This window comes from Rhizobium brockwellii (genome assembly GCF_000769405.2).
Lineage (GTDB): Bacteria > Pseudomonadota > Alphaproteobacteria > Rhizobiales > Rhizobiaceae > Rhizobium > Rhizobium brockwellii.
Genome location: NZ_CP053439.1, coordinates 3,886,152 through 3,903,243, shown reverse-complemented (window position 1 = coordinate 3,903,243; position 17,092 = coordinate 3,886,152). Strand labels below are relative to the sequence as shown.

Below are 17,092 nucleotides of genomic sequence, written 5' to 3'. Positions count from 1 at the left end.
GATGATCAATCTCAGAAACGTTCGCAAGTTCTACGGCGCGCTCGAGGTCATCAAGGGCGTCGACATCACGGTGGAAGACGGCGAATTCGCGGTCTTCGTCGGCCCGTCCGGCTGCGGCAAGTCCACGCTGCTGCGCATGATCGCCGGCCTCGAAGGCATCGATGACGGCGACCTCATCCTCAACGGCAAGCGCATCAACGACGTGCCGCCCGACAAACGTGGCATCGCCATGGTGTTCCAGTCCTATGCGCTCTATCCGCATATGAGCGTTGCCGAAAATATCGGCTTCTCGCTCAGCCTGAAGAAGGTGCCCGAGGCGGAGATCCGCCGACAGGTGGAAGGTGTCGCCGAGATCCTGCAGCTCACCGACTACCTCGACCGCCGCCCGGCCGCCCTCTCCGGCGGCCAGCGCCAGCGCGTGGCGATCGGCCGCGCCATCATCAAGAAACCGGCGCTGATCCTGTTCGACGAGCCGCTGTCGAACCTCGATTCGGCGCTGCGCGTGCAGATGCGCGCCGAGTTGCAGCGCCTGCACCGCGAGTTGAAGGCGACAGTAGTGTATGTCACGCACGACCAGGTCGAAGCGATGACGATGGCAGACCGCATCGTCGTGCTGAACAAGGGCCTCGTCGCTCAACAGGGCGCGCCGATGGATCTCTACCATCAGCCGGACAATGAATTTGTCGCAACCTTCATCGGCTCGCCAAAGATGAACGTGCTGCCGATGACGGCGACGCGCCGGGATGCCGGCAAGGTGCATCTGGAAAGTCCGCTCGGCCTTTCCATCGACCTTTCAGACGCCAATGGCGCCGTGCAGCAGGGCGAGGCGAAACTCGGCATTCGGCCGGAACATCTGAAGCTCGCACCCCAAGGGCAGGGTGATTTTTCGGCCGAGGTCGTCATCGTCGAGCGTTTGGGCGTGGAGACCTATCTGACAGTCGGTTCGCAGCAGCAGCCGATCGTCGTACGCACGGAAGGCGACATGACCATTCGCCCCGGCGATCGCGTGTCGCTGACTGCCGAGCGCGCCGGTTGCCATCTGTTTGATTCCGCCGGCCGGGTAATCCGTTCGGCACAGCTTGAAACACATCGAGGAATGACATGACAATCAAGGTCACGATCTGGAACGAAGGACGCCACGAGCAGGTCCACAAGGAAGTTCAGGATATCTATCCTGATCGTATCGACGGAGCGATCGCTGCCGGTATCGCCCACCCCGATTTCGAGGTCCGCCGCGGTACGCTAGACGATCCGGATGAAGGACTGCCGGATTCCGTGCTCGATGACACCGACGTGCTGCTCTGGTGGGGGCATATGGCGCATGAAGAGGTCAGCGACGGGCTGATCGACCGCGTGCAGCAGCGCGTGCTGAAGGGCATGGGCCTGCTGGTCCTGCATTCTGGCCATCATTCCAAACTCTTCCGCCGGCTGATGGGGACCAATGCCAACCTTTCCTGGCGCGAGACGCCGGAAGGCGACTTGGAGCGCGTCTGGGTGGTCAATCCCTCGCATCCGATCGCCGAGGGGCTGCCGCCCTATTTCGAGGTCAATGCCTCGGAAATGTATGGCGAGCCCTTCGACATTCCGCAGCCGGATGAGCTGGTGTTCATTTCCTGGTATTCCGGCGGCGAAGTGTTCCGCAGCGGCTGCACCTTCCAGCGTGGGCGCGGCCGCATCTTCTTCTTCAGCCCCGGCCACGAGACCTACCCGATCTATCACGACAAGATCGTGCAAAAGGTGATCTCGAACGGCATCCGCTGGGCGCGGCAGAAACACACCGATGGCCGCATCCTGGAAAACTGGCATCGGGCCGAGCCGCTGCACGGCCGCCCCGACAAGGCGAAGGCCTGATCTATGGATATTGTGCGCCGGTCGTCTTGATATAGATCGAATAGACCGAACGCGTCGCGGTGATGAAGAGCCGGTTTTTCTTGAGGCCGCCGAAGGTGAGGTTGGACACCGTCTGCGGCACCCTGATCTTGCCGAGCAGCGTTCCGTCGGGCGAAAAGCAGTGCACGCCGTCGGAGGCACTCGTCCAGAGATTGCCGGCGACATCGAAACGGAAGCCGTCGGGATGGCCGACATCGAGGCTGCAGAAGTAGCGGCTGTTGGCAAGCGCCTTGCCGTCGGTGACGTCGAAAACGCGGATATGGCGCGGCACTTCATGTTTTGCGGAGCCGGAATCGGCAATGTAGAGCTTCGTCTCATCGGGCGAGAAGGCAAGGCCGTTCGGCTGGATGAAATCTTCGACGACGGCGTCGATCGCGCCGCTTGCCGGATCGACCCGATAGACATTGCGCGTCGGCTGCTCGGGCTCGGCCTTGTGGCCCTCGTAATCCGACAGGATGCCGTAGGTCGGATCAGTGAACCAGACCCCGCCGTCTGAGTGCACGACGACGTCGTTCGGCGAGTTCAGCCGCTTGCCCTGGTAGCTGTCGGCGAGAACGGTGATGGTGCCGTCCGTCTCGGTGCGGGTGACGCGGCGGCCGCCATGTTCGCAAGAGACCAACCGGCCCTGCCGGTCGCGGGTGTTGCCGTTGACGTAGTTGGAGGGCGAGCGGAAGACGGAGACGGTACCGTCCGGTGTCCAGCGCATCATGCGTTCATTCGGGATATCGCTCCAGAGGAGACAGTTCAGGTCGGAAAACCAGACCGGGCCTTCCGTCCAGCGGCAGCCGGAATAAAGCTCCTCAAGGCCGGCGCTGCCGATGACCATTGCACCGAAGCGTTCGTCGCGGATCTCATAAATCGGATTGTCGCCCATGCCAGTTTCCTCCCTGAATGCTGCCGTTCTTTTCCTAGCGGCAAAAAGCTGGAGGTGCCAGAGCCCGGCGATGGAAATGCCGGACTCCGGTTTCGTAGAGCCTTTCCTGGTCAACTTGAAGCATTCTGTTGGCTCAAACGGAGTCGGATGGTCGACCGGCCGGCGCGCGTCGTGGCCAAGCTCTACGGCCAAGCCGGCCGGTCGATCAGGCGGCCCGTTTCAGCCAACCCGAAGGGCCGGGCATCTTTGCGCCAGGATCAGAGGCGATCGGCTCGGACGTACCAAGAGGTATGCCCGTCGCCAATCGCCTCTGCCCTAACGAAAACCTGCTTCGGCAGAATGCTTCAAGCTGACCAGGAAAGGCTCTAGAGGGCCGCGACCGGATGCGGCGAGCCGTCATAAGCGCCCCAGATCGACTGGTCGAAGCAGATGACCGAGCCGGTCATCAGGCCGGATTCGGACGATGACAGGTAAGCGCAGGCGCGCGCCACCTCGTGCGGATCGACGAGGCGGCCGAAGGGCTGGCTTGCCGCCGCCTTCTCCAGCCAGTCGGCGGGGGCATCGTGATATTCGCGCTGGATCCGGTCCTCGCCCTCGGAGGCCATCCAGCCGATGTTCAGACCGTTGACGCGGATGCGGTTGCGCAGGAGCGCGTAGGCTGTGTTCTTCGTCAGCGTTTCCAGCGCGCCCTTGGAGGCACAATAGGCGGCGATGAAGGGCTGGCCAGCTTTGGCCGACATCGAGCCGATATTGACGATCGTACCCTCGATGTTTTCGCGGCGCATGACCTTCACTGCCTCCTGCATCAGGAAAAACGGCGCACGCACATTGACGGCGAACATGGCGTCGAAGAGCTCAGGGCTGGTGTCGAGGATGGTGCCGCGATCGGTGATGGCGGCGGCATTGACCAAGGCGTCGACACGGCCGAAGGTCTCGTCGCAGGCGCGCACGACATGCTGTGCTTCCTCGACCTTGCCGAGGTCGGCTTTGACGTAGACGATCCTGGCGCCGGTCGCGACCGAAATCTCCGCCGCCTTTGCCTTGCCCTTGGCTTCGTTGCGGCCGCAGATAACGATGCCTTCGGCGCCGCGTTCGGCGAAGAGGCGGGCGATGGTCGCGCCCAATCCTTGCGTGCCGCCGGTGACGATGGCGATCTTGCCGTCGAGGCGGCCGTGCTCTGTGCTCATGTGGTTCCTCCATTGTGATGATGTACGAATGACCTCCCGCGGGTGCGGGAGGCCTTTATGTCAGTGGACGCCAGAGGTTCGAGCTTCCAAATCAGCTCAACTTCTTCTGCGCCTGCTCGGCAAGTGCTGCCGTAAAGGCTTCATCGCTCCAGCCTTCCTTCAGCGCCTCGTGCATCAGCTGCGCCTGTGTTTTCGGCGCCAGTCCGCCAAGTGGCGGGTCGCGGTCGAGATTGGTCGGGAAGGAGTAGCCCTCGGCGCAGGCGGCGACGGAGTTGGCGATTTCGTCAGGCGAGAGCCTGCCCTGCAAGGTCTTCAAAGCGGGAAACAGCCTGGCGCTCATCCTCTCGCGGTTGACGGTTTCCATTGCCCGGCCGAAGGCGGAGGAGACCTGCAGGAGGTTGGCGACGCGCTTGATGTCGACCGAGCGGTTGGTGCCGGCGGCGTGGAAGAGGGCGGGATTGAAGAAGACGACGTCGCCTTTTTCGAGCGGCAACTGGACATGGTTGGTCTCGAAATAATCCCGGAACTCCTGCCGTTTCAGCGCGAGATAGCCCGGCACATAGGTCTGGCTGTGCGGCAGGAAGAGTGTCGGGCCGCTTTCGAGCGGCATATCGCAATGGGCGACCGCACCCTGCAATGTCAGCACCGGCGAGAGCCGATGCACATGCGCCGGGAACTGCTCGATCACCTTTGAGGACTGAAAGCCGAGATGGTAGTCGCGATGTGCCGACTGCGCCGAGCCGCCCGGATTGACGCGGTTGACCTGCGCCGTCATCTGGTAGCTCGGGCCGAGCCAGGCTTCACTTGCCAGAGCGATGATGGTGTTGCCGTAATATTCGGCGAAATTTGCCGGATCGGCGAGGCAATGTTTTTCCAGCGAGTTCCAGATGCGGTCGTTGGCGCCAGGTTTGGCGAAGTGGTCGCCACCGCCGGTCGAGGTGCGGTGTTGTTCCTCGATGATCGCATCGAAGATCGTGCTGGCGCGGTCGATGATGCTGGTGTCTTCGTAAGCGCGCTTGAACACGACGACACCAGGGCCTTCGCCGAAGGCCTCGCAGATTTCCGCCAACACGGCACGTCGGCCTTCCGGCGTTGCGGCCGCCGTCATCACCTTGCGGCTGTCATAGATCAGCACGTTTTTTTCGACCGCGGACGCCGAGGGGTAATCGGCAAGCACGGTGGTCTTTTCCGCAAGGGCGCGAAACTCATCGAGATCGCAGGCGTCTTCGCTCAGCCAGACGCGGTCGGCGCGCAGTTTCTGCTGGTTGTCGGTTTTCATGGCGGGCTCCTCCCTCTTTCCAATGGGGGCACTATACGCCGCGACGCCGGGTGATATAGATCAGGAATCCATCAAAAAACCATCAGGCCGATCGCATGGCACACCTCTTTCTCGTCAAGGACATCGCCTTCCAGGCCGGGCTCAGCACCGCCACCGTCGACCGGGTGCTGAATGGCAGACCCGGCGTGCGCCGGCAGACCGAGATGCGGGTGAAGGCGGCGATCGCGGAGCTGGAGAAGCAGCAGGCCGGGACGATGGGCAGCGGCCGCATGCTGGCGATCGATATTGTCATGGAGACGCCGCAGCGTTTCAGCGATGCGGTGCGGGCCGCCTTCGAGGCGGAGATGGCGACCTTCCTGCCGGGCGTTTTCCGCTGCCGCTTCCATTTTGCCGAGGTGATGAAGCCGGCCGAACTGGTGCAGCTTCTCGATCGCATCCGATTGCGCGGCACGCACGGTATCGTGCTCAAGGCGCCTGACGTCGCCGAGGTGGCGGCCGCCGTTGCCAGGGCGGACGCGGCCGGCATTCCCGTCGTGACGCTGGTGACCGATCTGCCGAATTCGGCCCGCATCGCCTATGCCGGCGCCGACAACCGGGCAGCGGGAGAGACTGCCGCCTATCTGATCGGCGAATTCCTCGGCAGTGATGGCGGCAAAGTGCTGGTAACGCTGTCGAGCGGACGGTTCCGCGGCGAGGAGGAGCGCGAAATCGGCTTTCGCCGCGTCATCCGCGCCCGCTATCCCGATATCGGCATTACCGAGATCAGCGAGGGCCACGGCACCGATGCTGCGACGGGAACGCTTGCCGCGGCAGCGCTTGCTGTCGACCCTGCCATCAACGCCGTCTATTCGATCGGCGGCGGTAACCGGGCGGTGCTTGCGGCCTTCGACATGGCCAAACGTCCCGTGCGCGTTTTCGTCGCTCATGACCTCGATGCCGATAATCGCGCCCTGCTTGCGGCGCGTCGGATCGGCTTCGTGCTGCATCATGATCTCAGAACCGATGCGCGTTCGGCCTTCCGGGCTATCATGAGCCGGGCGACCGCCTTGCCGCGCGCGGTTACGCCCTCGCTTTCAACAGTCGAAATCGTCACGCCCTACAATATGCCCGCGGCCGATTGAGCCAATTGACTTTCCTTCGATGCCGAATTCGGGCTACAGCTTTGACACGAGTGAAGGTGAGCGACATGGATTACAGCGACGTCAGCACGATTGCAGCCTGGATCACGGAGCAGGGACTGAAGGGCGCTTCGGAAGCCGAGTTGATGACCGGTTTCTGCTCGGCTTGCAGGGATGCCGGCCTGCCGCTCGACCGTGGTCTGGCGCTGATGGATACGCTGCATCCGGTGCATGAGGGCCGCGCTTTCCGCTGGGATAGCGTCGAGGAAGTCCAGACCGAATTCGAATATGGTCCGACGATCTCGGGGGAGGCGGCGTCGAACTGGCAGCGTTCGGCCTTCTTTCATCTTTGGTCTCGCAACGAACGGGAGATACGCCGGCGTCTCGGCTTCGGCGATCCGATCGATTTCTCCATGCTCGATACGATCGCTGAAGCCGGCCACACGGATTTCGTGGCGATGGTGCATCGTTTTTCCGAGGCCGGCACGATCGGCGAGATGGATTGCTTCTTCTCGCATTTCGCGACGAAACATCCTGAGGGCTTTTCCGATCACGACCTCGCCATCCTGCGCAAGCTGGTGCCGGTGTTGGGGCTGGCGATCAAATGCATCGCGCTCGGGCGTATCGCCCGCACCATCGCGGAGGTCTATCTCGGCGAGGACGCCGCGCGCCAGGTGATGGAAGGCAAGATCAGCCGCGGCAAATCGGAACGGATTTCCGCAGCGCTCTGGTTTTCCGATCTGCTGAACTACACCAAGATCTCCGATAGCGTGCCGCCGGAGGAGATCATCCCGCTGCTCAACGACTATAGCGAGGCGGTGATCACGGCGGTCCACGAGTCCGGCGGCAACGTGCTGAAACTGATCGGCGACGGTGTGCTCGCCATCTTTAAGGGCGAGGTGCCGGCGGAGACATGTCGTGCGGCGCTGAGCGCTGAATCGTTGCTGCGGGAAAAGCTGACCACGCTGAATGCTGCGCGTGCGGCCGACGGCCGGGCGACGACCGACGTCTATATCGGCCTGCATATCGGCGATGTCTTCTACGGCAATATCGGCAGCCAGGACCGCTTGGACTTCACCGTCATCGGACCTGCCGTCAACGAGGTCAGCCGGATCGCCTCGATGTGTCGTTCCGTCGATCTCAACCTGTTGATCTCCTCCGATTTCGCCGCGGTGATACCGGAGCAGCAGCGTACCGCACTCGCCTGCGTCGGACGCTATGCGTTGCGGGGCGTGCAGCGCGCGCAGGAACTGTATACCCTCGACAGCGCCCGGCTGAACGGCTGAGTTCCTGACTGCAAGGGCTATCGCAGCAGACCCTGGCCGCCGTCGATCCAGATCGGCGTACCGGTGATGTGTCGGGCGCGCTCGGATGCGAGGAAAAGGATTGTTTCGGCGACATCCTCGCTCTTGCCTGCCTTGCCGCCAGCAATCGGAATATCGCCCTCAGGCCAGATAACTGGAACCTCCGTTTCCTCGCGGTGGCGGCTGTCGGTATTGGCTCTGATATTGGTCTCGATCTCGCCGGGGCAGACGGCATTGACGCGGATGCCGTGCCGGCCGAGTTCGAGGGCGAGCTGCTGGACCATGGCGACCTGGCCGGCCTTGGTTGCGCTGTAGGCGGTGGCGCCCGGTGTGGTGAAGGTACGGGTGCCGTTGATCGAAGAGACGACGATGATCGAACCGCCATGGCGCTTCAGATGCGGAACCGTCAGATGCAGCGTCAGATAGGTGCCGCGCAGATTGACGGCGATCGTCTTGTCCCATTCATCCGGCTTGAGATCGTCGATCGGCGCCCAGACACCGTTGATCCCAGCATTGGCGACAACGATGTCGAGACCGCCGAAGGTGTCGGCCAGTTGCGCGACGGCGCCCCGCATTTGAGCTTCGTCGCTGGTATCTGCCGTCAACGCGATCGACTGGCCGCCGGCGGCCTTGATTTCGGCGCAGGTCTTTTCGACCTCGTCGGCGGTGCGGCTCAGTGAGGCCACCCTTGCCCCCTCGGCGGCGAGCCGCAACGCGGCCGCTTTGCCGATGCCCGAACCGGCGCCTGTTACCAATGCGATCTTTTCCTTCAGCTCCATGGGCGGGCTCTCCTTTGCCGACATGCCAACTGTTCGGCGCGGCAGTTGGTTCCGGAAGGAGGCGGGTCGTCTCGGTTATCTTAGAAGGGTTTGCTTCAACGCCCATTTCTCAGGCCCGTGGACGGCGGCAAAGAGCAGACCGGCGAGGAAGGTAAAGTGATCGATGAAGAATCCGAATTCGGCCTGGTTCTGTTGCCAATGGGACGGACCGTGGAAGGCGAAAGCGAGGAAGATCACATAGATGGCTGCGAGAAAGCTGGCCTCGGTGAAGAAGGCCCCTGATATAAAAGCGAGCGCCAGCGCGATCTCGAAGAAGGCGGCGACCCAGGCAAGGAATGTCGCCATCGGAAAGCCGGCAGCGGTGATATAGCCGGCCGTCGCACCGATATCGGCGAACTTGAAGCCGGCGGCCATGAAGAAGACGAAGCTGAAGATGATGCGGGCGACGATGATTGCGATTGCTCTGGCCATTTTGAAGTCTCCTCTTTGAGCTTCGACTATGACGGACGAGACACGCGATATCCTACACGGGGAATGAAAAAGGGCCGCTTGCGCGACCCTATCACTTTGAATTGCGCACAATCCTTTCCGAAAATCGGTTCCGATTTTCGGGGTTATGCGCTCTCACCACTCGGCGAAGCTGCCGTCGGCGTGCCGCCAGATCGGGTTGCGCCAGCGGTGACCTTCCTTCGCGCGCTCGATGACATAGGTTTCGTCGACCTCGATGCCGAGACCCGGACCCTGCGGGATCGAGACGAAACCATCGGCATACTGGAACACCTCCTTGTTGGAGATGTAGTCGAGGATGTCGTTGCCCTTGTTGTAGTGGATGCCGAGGCTCTGTTCCTGGATAAAGGCATTGTAGCTGACGGCATCGACCTGCAGGCAGGCGGCGAGCGCGATCGGACCCAGCGGGCAATGCGGCGCCAGCGCCACGTCATAGGCTTCGGCCATCGCCGCGATCTTGCGGCATTCGGTGATGCCGCCGGCATGGGACAGATCCGGCTGGATGATGTCGACATAGCCGTCGGACAGAACCTGCTTGAAGTCCCAGCGCGAAAAGAGCCGCTCGCCGAGCGCGATCGGCGTCGACGTATGATTGACGATATCGCGCAGCGCTTCCTTGTTTTCGGAAAGCACCGGCTCTTCGATGAACATCAGCTTGTAGGGATCGAGCTCCTTGGCGAGAACCTTCGCCATCGGCTTGTGGACGCGGCCGTGGAAATCGACGCCGATACCGATATGCGGGCCGATTGCCTCACGGATGGCGGCGATGGTCTCGACTGCTTTCTCCACCTTCTCGTTGGTGTCGACGATCTGCATTTCCTCGCAGCCATTGAGCTTGATCGCCTTGAAACCACGGGCAACCACTTCCTTGGCATTGTTGGCGACATCCGAGGGACGATCGCCGCCGATCCAGGAATAGACCTTGATGCGATCACGGAGCTGGCCGCCGAGCAGGGAATGGATCGGCTGGCCGAGCGCCTTGCCTTTGATGTCCCACAGCGCCTGGTCGATGCCCGAGATCGCGCTCATGTGGACGGCGCCGCCGCGATAGAAGCCGCCGCGATACATCACGGTCCAGTGGTCCTCGATCAAGAAGGGGTCCTTGCCGATCAGGTAGTCTTCCAGCTCATGGACGGCGGCCTGAACGGTGAGAGCGCGGCCTTCGACAACAGGTTCACCCCAGCCGACGATGCCCTCGTCGGTCTCGACCTTCAAAAACAGCCAGCGCGGTGGAACGATATAGGTGGTGAGTTTGGTGATCTTCATCGCTGTTCTTTCAGTCTCTTCCCGGGTTTGCGATCGGCGGCGCGTCCGCAGATTTGTCGTGATCGGTCATCTCGTTCTGCCGATCGCTTTTTCGGCGGCGGCTAGATCGCGCACCGCAAGATCGAGCATGCGGTTGGCGCATTCACGGGCGCCCGCCTTGTCGCGCATGCGCAGGGCCTCGACCAGCTGACCGTGAACGAGCACCGCATCCTCGCGGTTCTCGACACCGATATTGGAGGCATGCAGCGCATATTTCAGCGCCGCGTGAATGGCGCTCGACAGCCGGCGAAAGACCTGATTGTGGCTGGCGGTGAGCAGCACCGTGTGGAACATGACGTCGGCATCGGTGAAGCTTTCCGGGTCGCGGGCGCTGTCGCGCATCTGCCGCCAGGCATTGTCGAGATCGGCGATCTCCTGGGCGCTGGCGCGCTCGGCGGCATATTCGGCGGCTGCCGGCTCGATGGTGCGGCGGGCTTCGAGAATGCAGCCGAGCAGGTCGAAATCCTTGATATAGGGACCCATCCATTCAAGCACGTCAGCGTCCAGGATATTCCAGTCGTCCTTATCGCAGACGGTGGTTCCGATGCGCGGCTTGCCACGGACAAGGCCTTTGGATTCCAGCACTTTCAGCGATTCGCGAATGACGGTGCGGCTGACGCCATAGAGTTCGCAGAGATCGTTCTCGCGGGGCAGCGGCGAGCCCGCGGGATAGCGATCCGCACAGATATCCTGAGCGATCGCCGCCGTGACGTTGCGGCGTACGCGCGGGCGGCGCTCGATGCGGCGGCTTTCGGCCCCGCTCTGTCGCTCGATTGTTTCCAACTCACCTCTCCGCTCTGTCTCGCGTGCTAGGCAACCGAACCTGATTATCCGAATTCGATCCGCTTTGCGACGCTTCCTCCCGGCATCTCGTCAATAATCCTATTATTCCAATCATCATACATTGGCAATTGACTGGTATGATGATTTATCATATTTCATTGGACGTTGCCTGGGAGGCAGCTGCTCGGTTTTTGAGAGTTTAGGGAGAGAGACATGCGCTTGTTCAAAGCAGCCGTTCTGGCTGGCACTTTCGCCATTCTGGCAGCCGGCTCGGCATTTTCCGCGGACGTCAAGATAGGCTTCATCGTCAAGCAGCCTGAGGAGCCTTGGTTTCAGGACGAATGGAAATTCGCCGACCAGGCCGCCAAGGAAAAGGGCTTCACCGTCGTCAAGATCGGCGCCGAAGACGGCGAGAAGGTCCAGTCGGCGATCGATAATCTCGGCGCGCAGGGCGCGCAGGGCTTCATCATCTGCACGCCCGACGTCAAGCTCGGCCCCGGCATCGTCGCCAAGGCCGAAGCCAACCAGCTGAAGCTGATGACGGTCGACGACCGCCTCGTCAGCGCTGACGGCAAGCCGCTGGAAGACGTGCCGCATATGGGCATTTCGGCGACCAAGATCGGCGAGACCGTCGGCCAGGCGATCGTCGACGAAATCAAGAAGCGCGGCTGGGACATGAAGAATGTCGGCGCCGTGCGGGTCTCCTATGACCAGCTGCCGACCGCCGTCGACCGCGTCGAAGGCGCGATGTCGGTGCTGAAGTCCGCCGGCTTCCCGGCCGAAAACATCTATGATGCGCCACAGGCGAAGACGGATACGGAAGCGGCGCTCAACGCGGCCACCACCGTTCTCAACAAGCATGCCGACGTGAAATACTGGGTCGCCTTCGGCCTCAACGACGAAGCCGTCCTCGGCGCCGTCCGTGCTTCCGAATCGGTCGGCATTCCGGCGGCCAACGTCATCGGTGTCGGCATCGGCGGTGCCGAATCGGCGATCAATGAATTCAAGAAGCCGGCGGCGACAGGCTTCTTCGGCACTGTCATCATCTCGCCGAAGCGTCACGGCTATGAGACGGCGCTCAACATGTATGACTGGATCGCCAACGACAAGGAGCCGGCAAAGCTGACGCTGACCTCGGGTTCTCTAGCGCTGCGCGACGATTATGAAAAGGTCCGCAAGGATCTTGGCATCGAGTGATCGTCCTTCCAAGATGATATCGTCCGGCGGCCGCTCAGCGTGCCGTCGGGTCTTTCTCGGCGGAGCGATGATGGCTTTCCTCGAATTCAGCAATATCTCCAAAGGTTATCCCGGCGTGCAGGCGCTGGCGGATGTGTCCTTCACTGTCGAGAAGGGCGCCGTCCACGGCCTGATGGGCGAAAACGGAGCGGGTAAATCGACGCTGATCCGTGTACTGTCCGGCGATCAGGCGGCCGATGCCGGCAACATCCTCATCGACGGCGAGGAGCAGAGATACGGGTCCGTCCGCGACGCCTTCCATGCCGGCGTCATCGTCATCCATCAGGAACTACAGCTCGTTCCGGAGTTGACAGTCGCCGAAAATCTCTGGCTCGGACGCTTTCCGGCCAAGGGCGGCGTCATCCATTCGAAGGCGCTGATCGAGACGGTGCGGTCGAAGCTCGAGGAGATCGGCATCGATGTTGATCCGTCGGCCAAGGTCGCCTCGCTTTCGATCGGTGCGCGGCAGATGGTCGAGATCGCCAAGGCCGTCATGCTCGATGCGCGGGTGATTGCGCTCGACGAGCCGACCTCCTCGCTTTCCTCCCGCGAAAGCGAAATCCTGTTTTCCCTCATCGACAGGCTGAAGGCGAAGGGAACGGTCATTCTCTACGTCTCGCATCGCCTCGACGAGATCTTCCGTCTTTGCGACAGCCTGACGGTGCTGCGCGACGGCAAACTTGCCGCCCACCATCCTCAGATCGCCGAAACCACGCGCGAGCAGATTATCTCGGAAATGGTCGGACGCGAGATCAGCAATGTCTGGGGCTGGCGCGAACGCGCGCTCGGCGACGTGCGACTGGAGGTCAAGGGCCTATCGGGGCCGAGGCTGCGCCATCCAATCAGCTTTTCCGTCCGCCAGGGCGAAATCCTCGGCTTCTTCGGCCTGATCGGCGCCGGCCGCAGCGAGATGGCGCGGCTGCTTTACGGCGCCGACACCAGGCATCAGGGCCAGGTCACGATCGACGGCGTTGCCGTTTCGCCGAACAATCCGAAAGCGGCGATCAATGCCGGCATGGTGCTTTGCCCCGAGGACCGCAAGTTCGACGGCATCATCCAAGGGCGATCGATCGAAGAGAATATCGCGATCTCGTCGCGCCGGCATTTTTCGCCCTTCGGCATTCTGAGCCCCAGACAAGAAGCGGCGCTGGCAGATCGGTTCATCGCCAAGCTTCGGGTGCGGACGCCGTCGCGCAAGCAGGACATCATCAACCTCTCGGGCGGCAACCAGCAGAAGGTCATTCTCGGCCGCTGGTTGTCCGAGCAGGGGATCAAGGTCCTCGTCATCGACGAGCCGACGCGCGGCATCGATGTCGGGGCGAAATCGGAAATCTACGAAATCCTCTACGAGCTTGCGGCCGGCGGCATGGCGATCGTGGTCATATCCAGCGAGTTGCCCGAAGTCATGGGCATTTCCGATCGCATCATGGTGATGTGCCAGGGCAGGGTGGCGGCCAATGTCGCCCGTCCGCATTTCGACGAGCGCAGTATCCTGACGGCAGCGCTGCCCGACAAGAACGCCGCAGGCACCATCTAAAACCAGGAATACGGACGATGAATTCGTTGAAAAAAATCCTTCTCGGCGAACAAGGGCTGGTGGTGATCTTCGCTGCCGCCTTCGTGATCGTCTCGCTCTTCGTTCCGAACTTTCTGACCGAGCGAAACATGCTGGGGCTGCTGCAATCGGTCGTCACGATCGGCATCGTCGCCTGCACGATGATGTTCTGCCTGGCATCTCGCGATTTCGACCTGTCGGTCGGATCGATCGTCGCCTTCTCCGGCATGATCGCGGTGATGGTCTCGAATGCGACGGGCTCCATTCCCGTCGGGCTGCTCGCCGCCCTGTTTTGCGGCGCCGTCGTTGGTTTCGTCAATGGTATCGTCATTGCGCGCTTTCGCATCAATGCGCTGATCACCACGCTTGCGACCATGCAGATCGTGCGCGGATTGGCGCTGATCGCCTCCGATGGCCGCGCCGTCGGCATCAATGATCCCGCCTTCTACCAGCTTGCCTTGTCGCGATTTCTGACCGTGCCGACGCCGATCTGGATCATGCTGATCCTTTTCATCCTCTTCGGTTTCGTGCTCAATCGCACCGTCTTCGGCAAGAACACGCTGGCTATCGGCGGCAATCCCGAGGCCTCTCGGCTTGCCGGCGTCAATGTCGTCAACATGCGCATCTGGATCTTTGCGCTGCAGGGACTTGTCTGCGGCATTGCCGGCATCCTGCTTGCCTCCCGCATCACCTCCGGCCAGCCGAATGCGGCGACAGGGCTTGAACTTTCGGTGATTTCGGCCTGCGTTCTCGGCGGTGTTTCGCTGGCCGGCGGCCGGGCGGCGATGAGTGGCGTCATCGTCGGCGTGCTGATCATGGGCATTGCCGAAAACGTCATGAACCTCTTGAATATCCAGGCGTTCTATCAGTATGTGGTCCGCGGGCTGATCCTGCTGATCGCAGTGCTGCTCGACAATTTGAGGTCTTCGGCTTCGGGGCGACGCGGATGAACCAGGGACGAGACGGGGACGACATCGAACTGAGGCACGGCGATCTTGCCGTCCGGGTCAGCCATCGGGGTGCCGCCGTCACCGCCGGAACATATCGGGGCGTACCCTTTCTCGTTGCGGCTGGCGGCCCTGAAGAAACGATGGCGAATTTCGCGATGGTGCCGTTCGGCAACCGCGTGGAAGGCAATATCATGTCCTTTGCCGGACGCGACTATGCCTTCCAGCCGAATACTTCCGATCCGCTCTATCGGCACGGCGACGGCTGGCTCAGCCTCTGGCAGCTTGAAGACTCCAGCCCGGAGCATGCGCAGTTCTCCTTTTCCCGCAGCGCCGATAGTGTTTCACCTTATGCCTATCTTACTCGGCAGGAGATCCGTCTCGCCGGCAATGCACTGGTGCTTAGACTGTCCGTGGAAAACCGCGGCGAAGCGGCTCTTCCTTTCGGGCTCGGTCAACATCCCTTCTTCGCGCGCACGCCAAAGACGCGACTGACGATTGCTGCCGATCGCTATTGGAGCGAGCGGCCGGACCATCTGCCCGAGATGCCTGGCCCTGTGCCGGGTTATTTCGATTTCAGATCCGAAACGCTCTTGCCGCAGAGATGGATGAACAATGCCTTCGAGGGCTGGAATGGGCGAGCGGCAATCGCCTGGCCGGAACTTGGAATTCAGGCGGCGCTGGAAGCCGACGGTGCGCTCGATCGCTTCATGCTGTATATGCCGGTCAACCGGAACGACTTCTTCTGTCTCGAGCCAATGAGCCATCTGCCGAACGGGCATCACCTTCCTGATTTCGGTGGGCTTGCGCCGCTTGCGCCGGGGGAGGCTCTTGCCGGCACCGTGACGATCCTGATGTCGGCGCTGCCGGTTCAATCGGAGGAGGGATAGATGGGCGGCCGCCTGCGGGGCAAGAACATCCTGATAACAGGTGCCGCGCAGGGTATCGGGCTTGCGATCGCAAAGGCTTTCATGCAGGAGGATGCCGCCGTCTTTCTCGTCGATCGCGATGCCGCGCTGCTGGCGAAGACAGCGAAAGAGCTCCAGAGCAATGGCGGCCGGCTTGGTTATCTGCCGGCCGATATTACCGATGCCGGCACGATCACCACATTGGTCGCTCAGGCGAATGAAGAGATCGGACAGCTGAACGCGCTCGTCAACAATGCCGGGGTGAATGTCTTCTCCGAACCGCTGGAGACGACGGATGAGGATTGGGACCGCTGCTTCGACATCAATCTGAAGGGCGCATGGAACTGCTGCAAAGCGGTGCTGCCGGGGCTGATCGAACAGGGCGGCGGCGTCATCCTCAACATTGCCTCGACGCACGCCTTCACCATCATCCCGCACACCTTTCCCTATCCGCTGGCAAAACACGCCCTGCTCGGAATGACGAAATCCCTAGGGCTCGAATATGCGGCCCGCAATATCCGCGTCAACGCGCTGGCGCCGGGTTATGTCTCGACGCAGAAGGTGATCGACTACTGGAACAGCTTTCCCGATCCGGACGCGGCTAAGGCCGAGACGATGAAGCTGCATCCCGGCGGACGCATCGCGACGCCGGAGGAGATCGCCATGGCGGCCATGTTCATGATTTCCGACGAGTGCCCGTTCATCAATGCCACCTGCCTGACGATCGATGGCGGCCTCAGCGTGCTGCAGCATCCCGCCTGAAGGGATTCGACCCCGCTATTTTTACAAGCCTGTCGTCTTCTCGGGATAGAGCATTATATTGCCCATCGGGAAGGATATCTGATCTCCCGCAGGCATGGACTGGAAACAGTTGGAGCATGGTGTTGTCCGAAAACCGCGCACACTTTTCGGCATCATGCTCTGAAAGCACAATCGAAAACAGGAGGACGGCATGCAGATCAATCGCACGGCTTCGGCTCATTGGACCGGTGGCCTCAAGGACGGAAAAGGCCTGATCTCGACGCAGAGCGGCGCCCTGAAGGATTATCCCTACGGTTTTGCGAGCCGCTTCGAAGGCGTTGCCGGTACCAACCCGGAAGAACTGATCGGTGCCGCTCATGCCGGCTGCTTCACCATGGCGTTGTCGTTGATCCTCGGTGAAGCCGGCTTTACCGCCGAGCATATGGAAACCTCTGCGAAGGTGACGCTCGAAAGCGTCGAGGGCGGCTTTGCCATCACTGCCATCCATCTCTCGCTCTCCGGCCGTATTCCCGGTGCCGATGAGGCGACCTTCACCGAACTCGCCAACAAGGCAAAGGCCGGCTGCCCGGTTTCCAAGGCGCTCGCCTCCGTTCCGATCACACTCGACGTCAAGGTCGTCTGACCCGTCACTCCATTGACGAAGTGCCGCGCTTGTCGT

At 61.7% G+C, this 17,092-nt stretch carries 17 protein-coding genes; 10 read left to right on the top strand and 7 right to left on the bottom strand.

The annotated features are described in order from the left end of the window. Nucleotide 1: 1 nt before the first annotated feature. On the top strand, nt 2–1,105 hold the full coding sequence (locus RLCC275e_RS19195; RefSeq protein WP_033179566.1) for an ABC transporter ATP-binding protein: 1,104 nt from the start codon (nt 2–4) through the stop codon (nt 1,103–1,105). Further along, on the top strand, nt 1,102–1,851 hold the full coding sequence (locus RLCC275e_RS19190) for a ThuA domain-containing protein (RefSeq protein WP_033179567.1): 750 nt from the start codon (nt 1,102–1,104) through the stop codon (nt 1,849–1,851). Before RLCC275e_RS19195 ends, RLCC275e_RS19190 begins: the two co-directional genes overlap by 4 nt. A 1-nt stretch (nt 1,852) precedes the next feature. Here RLCC275e_RS19190 and RLCC275e_RS19185 read toward each other — a convergent pair whose 3' ends face one another. The 3 genes from RLCC275e_RS19185 to RLCC275e_RS19175 all read right to left on the bottom strand — a co-directional run bounded on the left by RLCC275e_RS19185 (nt 1,853) and on the right by RLCC275e_RS19175 (nt 5,230). Then, nucleotides 1,853–2,764: an SMP-30/gluconolactonase/LRE family protein gene (locus tag RLCC275e_RS19185; RefSeq protein ID WP_033179568.1), complete on the bottom strand. Its 912-nt coding sequence runs from the start codon at nt 2,762–2,764 to the stop codon at nt 1,853–1,855. 365 nt (nt 2,765–3,129) lie between these two features. After that, nucleotides 3,130–3,951, bottom strand: coding sequence for an SDR family oxidoreductase (locus tag RLCC275e_RS19180; protein WP_018483631.1), 822 nt, complete (start codon nt 3,949–3,951; stop codon nt 3,130–3,132). A gap of 91 nt (nt 3,952–4,042) precedes the next feature. Further along, the gene (locus RLCC275e_RS19175) at nt 4,043–5,230 is read right to left on the bottom strand and encodes a phytanoyl-CoA dioxygenase family protein (RefSeq protein WP_033179569.1); all 1,188 of its coding nucleotides are present in this window, start codon (nt 5,228–5,230) and stop codon (nt 4,043–4,045) included. A gap of 95 nt (nt 5,231–5,325) precedes the next feature. Between RLCC275e_RS19175 and RLCC275e_RS19170 the strand changes: the two genes are divergently transcribed. Together RLCC275e_RS19170 and RLCC275e_RS19165 are read left to right on the top strand one after the other, a co-directional pair. Continuing rightward, the gene (locus RLCC275e_RS19170) at nt 5,326–6,351 is read left to right on the top strand and encodes a LacI family DNA-binding transcriptional regulator (RefSeq protein WP_033179570.1); all 1,026 of its coding nucleotides are present in this window, start codon (nt 5,326–5,328) and stop codon (nt 6,349–6,351) included. Nucleotides 6,352–6,416: 65 nt separating this feature from the next. After that, complete coding sequence (locus RLCC275e_RS19165; protein WP_033179571.1) at nt 6,417–7,634, top strand: adenylate/guanylate cyclase domain-containing protein; 1,218 nt, start codon at nt 6,417–6,419, stop codon at nt 7,632–7,634. Nucleotides 7,635–7,651: 17 nt separating this feature from the next. Here RLCC275e_RS19165 and RLCC275e_RS19160 read toward each other — a convergent pair whose 3' ends face one another. The 4 genes from RLCC275e_RS19160 to RLCC275e_RS19145 all read right to left on the bottom strand — a co-directional run bounded on the left by RLCC275e_RS19160 (nt 7,652) and on the right by RLCC275e_RS19145 (nt 11,026). Continuing rightward, nucleotides 7,652–8,431 (bottom strand): SDR family oxidoreductase, encoded by a 780-nt coding sequence (locus tag RLCC275e_RS19160; protein WP_033179572.1) that lies wholly within the window; start codon nt 8,429–8,431, stop codon nt 7,652–7,654. 75 nt (nt 8,432–8,506) lie between these two features. Next, a complete protein-coding gene (locus RLCC275e_RS19155) occupies nt 8,507–8,902 on the bottom strand; it encodes a DoxX family protein (protein WP_033179573.1) in 396 nt (131 codons plus the stop codon). 153 nt (nt 8,903–9,055) lie between these two features. Then, the gene (dgoD, locus tag RLCC275e_RS19150) at nt 9,056–10,204 is read right to left on the bottom strand and encodes a galactonate dehydratase (protein WP_033179574.1); all 1,149 of its coding nucleotides are present in this window, start codon (nt 10,202–10,204) and stop codon (nt 9,056–9,058) included. A gap of 66 nt (nt 10,205–10,270) precedes the next feature. Beyond that, entirely contained in the window at nt 10,271–11,026 is a 756-nt protein-coding gene (locus RLCC275e_RS19145) for a FadR/GntR family transcriptional regulator (RefSeq protein WP_033179575.1), read from the bottom strand. Nucleotides 11,027–11,239: 213 nt separating this feature from the next. Here RLCC275e_RS19145 and RLCC275e_RS19140 point away from each other — a divergent pair, with 213 nt between their 5' ends. The 6 genes from RLCC275e_RS19140 to RLCC275e_RS19115 all read left to right on the top strand — a co-directional run bounded on the left by RLCC275e_RS19140 (nt 11,240) and on the right by RLCC275e_RS19115 (nt 17,056). Beyond that, a complete protein-coding gene (locus RLCC275e_RS19140) occupies nt 11,240–12,223 on the top strand; it encodes an arabinose ABC transporter substrate-binding protein (protein ID WP_033179576.1) in 984 nt (327 codons plus the stop codon). A 70-nt stretch (nt 12,224–12,293) separates the two neighbouring features. Then, a complete protein-coding gene (araG, locus tag RLCC275e_RS19135; RefSeq protein WP_033180609.1) occupies nt 12,294–13,799 on the top strand; it encodes an L-arabinose ABC transporter ATP-binding protein AraG in 1,506 nt (501 codons plus the stop codon). Nucleotides 13,800–13,816: 17 nt separating this feature from the next. Then, nucleotides 13,817–14,767, top strand: coding sequence for an L-arabinose ABC transporter permease AraH (araH, locus tag RLCC275e_RS19130; RefSeq protein WP_003553039.1), 951 nt, complete (start codon nt 13,817–13,819; stop codon nt 14,765–14,767). Beyond that, entirely contained in the window at nt 14,764–15,654 is an 891-nt protein-coding gene (locus RLCC275e_RS19125) for an aldose 1-epimerase (RefSeq protein WP_033179577.1), read from the top strand. The genes araH and RLCC275e_RS19125 overlap by 4 nt, the downstream gene beginning before the upstream one ends. After that, nucleotides 15,655–16,434, top strand: a complete 780-nt coding sequence (locus tag RLCC275e_RS19120; protein WP_033179578.1) for an SDR family oxidoreductase — start codon at nt 15,655–15,657, stop codon at nt 16,432–16,434. 190 nt (nt 16,435–16,624) lie between these two features. Beyond that, nucleotides 16,625–17,056, top strand: a complete 432-nt coding sequence (locus RLCC275e_RS19115; RefSeq protein ID WP_003543147.1) for an OsmC family protein — start codon at nt 16,625–16,627, stop codon at nt 17,054–17,056. The last annotated feature ends 36 nt before the right edge of the window (nt 17,057–17,092 follow it).

What these genes read in the sequence shown, in the direction of transcription:
- RLCC275e_RS19115 (WP_003543147.1), top strand. Translation starts at nt 16,625, where the DNA reads ATGCAGATCAATCGCACGGCTTCGGCTCATTGGACCGGTGGCCTCAAG.
- RLCC275e_RS19180 (WP_018483631.1), bottom strand. Translation starts at nt 3,951, where the DNA reads ATGAGCACAGAGCACGGCCGCCTCGACGGCAAGATCGCCATCGTCACC.
- RLCC275e_RS19190 (WP_033179567.1), top strand. Translation starts at nt 1,102, where the DNA reads ATGACAATCAAGGTCACGATCTGGAACGAAGGACGCCACGAGCAGGTC.
- RLCC275e_RS19120 (WP_033179578.1), top strand. Translation starts at nt 15,655, where the DNA reads ATGGGCGGCCGCCTGCGGGGCAAGAACATCCTGATAACAGGTGCCGCG.
- araG (WP_033180609.1), top strand. Translation starts at nt 12,294, where the DNA reads ATGGCTTTCCTCGAATTCAGCAATATCTCCAAAGGTTATCCCGGCGTG.
- RLCC275e_RS19160 (WP_033179572.1), bottom strand. Translation starts at nt 8,431, where the DNA reads ATGGAGCTGAAGGAAAAGATCGCATTGGTAACAGGCGCCGGTTCGGGC.
- RLCC275e_RS19195 (WP_033179566.1), top strand. Translation starts at nt 2, where the DNA reads ATGATCAATCTCAGAAACGTTCGCAAGTTCTACGGCGCGCTCGAGGTC.
- RLCC275e_RS19125 (WP_033179577.1), top strand. Translation starts at nt 14,764, where the DNA reads ATGAACCAGGGACGAGACGGGGACGACATCGAACTGAGGCACGGCGAT.
- RLCC275e_RS19165 (WP_033179571.1), top strand. Translation starts at nt 6,417, where the DNA reads ATGGATTACAGCGACGTCAGCACGATTGCAGCCTGGATCACGGAGCAG.
- RLCC275e_RS19170 (WP_033179570.1), top strand. Translation starts at nt 5,326, where the DNA reads ATGGCACACCTCTTTCTCGTCAAGGACATCGCCTTCCAGGCCGGGCTC.
- RLCC275e_RS19185 (WP_033179568.1), bottom strand. Translation starts at nt 2,764, where the DNA reads ATGGGCGACAATCCGATTTATGAGATCCGCGACGAACGCTTCGGTGCA.
- RLCC275e_RS19175 (WP_033179569.1), bottom strand. Translation starts at nt 5,230, where the DNA reads ATGAAAACCGACAACCAGCAGAAACTGCGCGCCGACCGCGTCTGGCTG.
- dgoD (WP_033179574.1), bottom strand. Translation starts at nt 10,204, where the DNA reads ATGAAGATCACCAAACTCACCACCTATATCGTTCCACCGCGCTGGCTG.
- RLCC275e_RS19140 (WP_033179576.1), top strand. Translation starts at nt 11,240, where the DNA reads ATGCGCTTGTTCAAAGCAGCCGTTCTGGCTGGCACTTTCGCCATTCTG.
- araH (WP_003553039.1), top strand. Translation starts at nt 13,817, where the DNA reads ATGAATTCGTTGAAAAAAATCCTTCTCGGCGAACAAGGGCTGGTGGTG.
- RLCC275e_RS19155 (WP_033179573.1), bottom strand. Translation starts at nt 8,902, where the DNA reads ATGGCCAGAGCAATCGCAATCATCGTCGCCCGCATCATCTTCAGCTTC.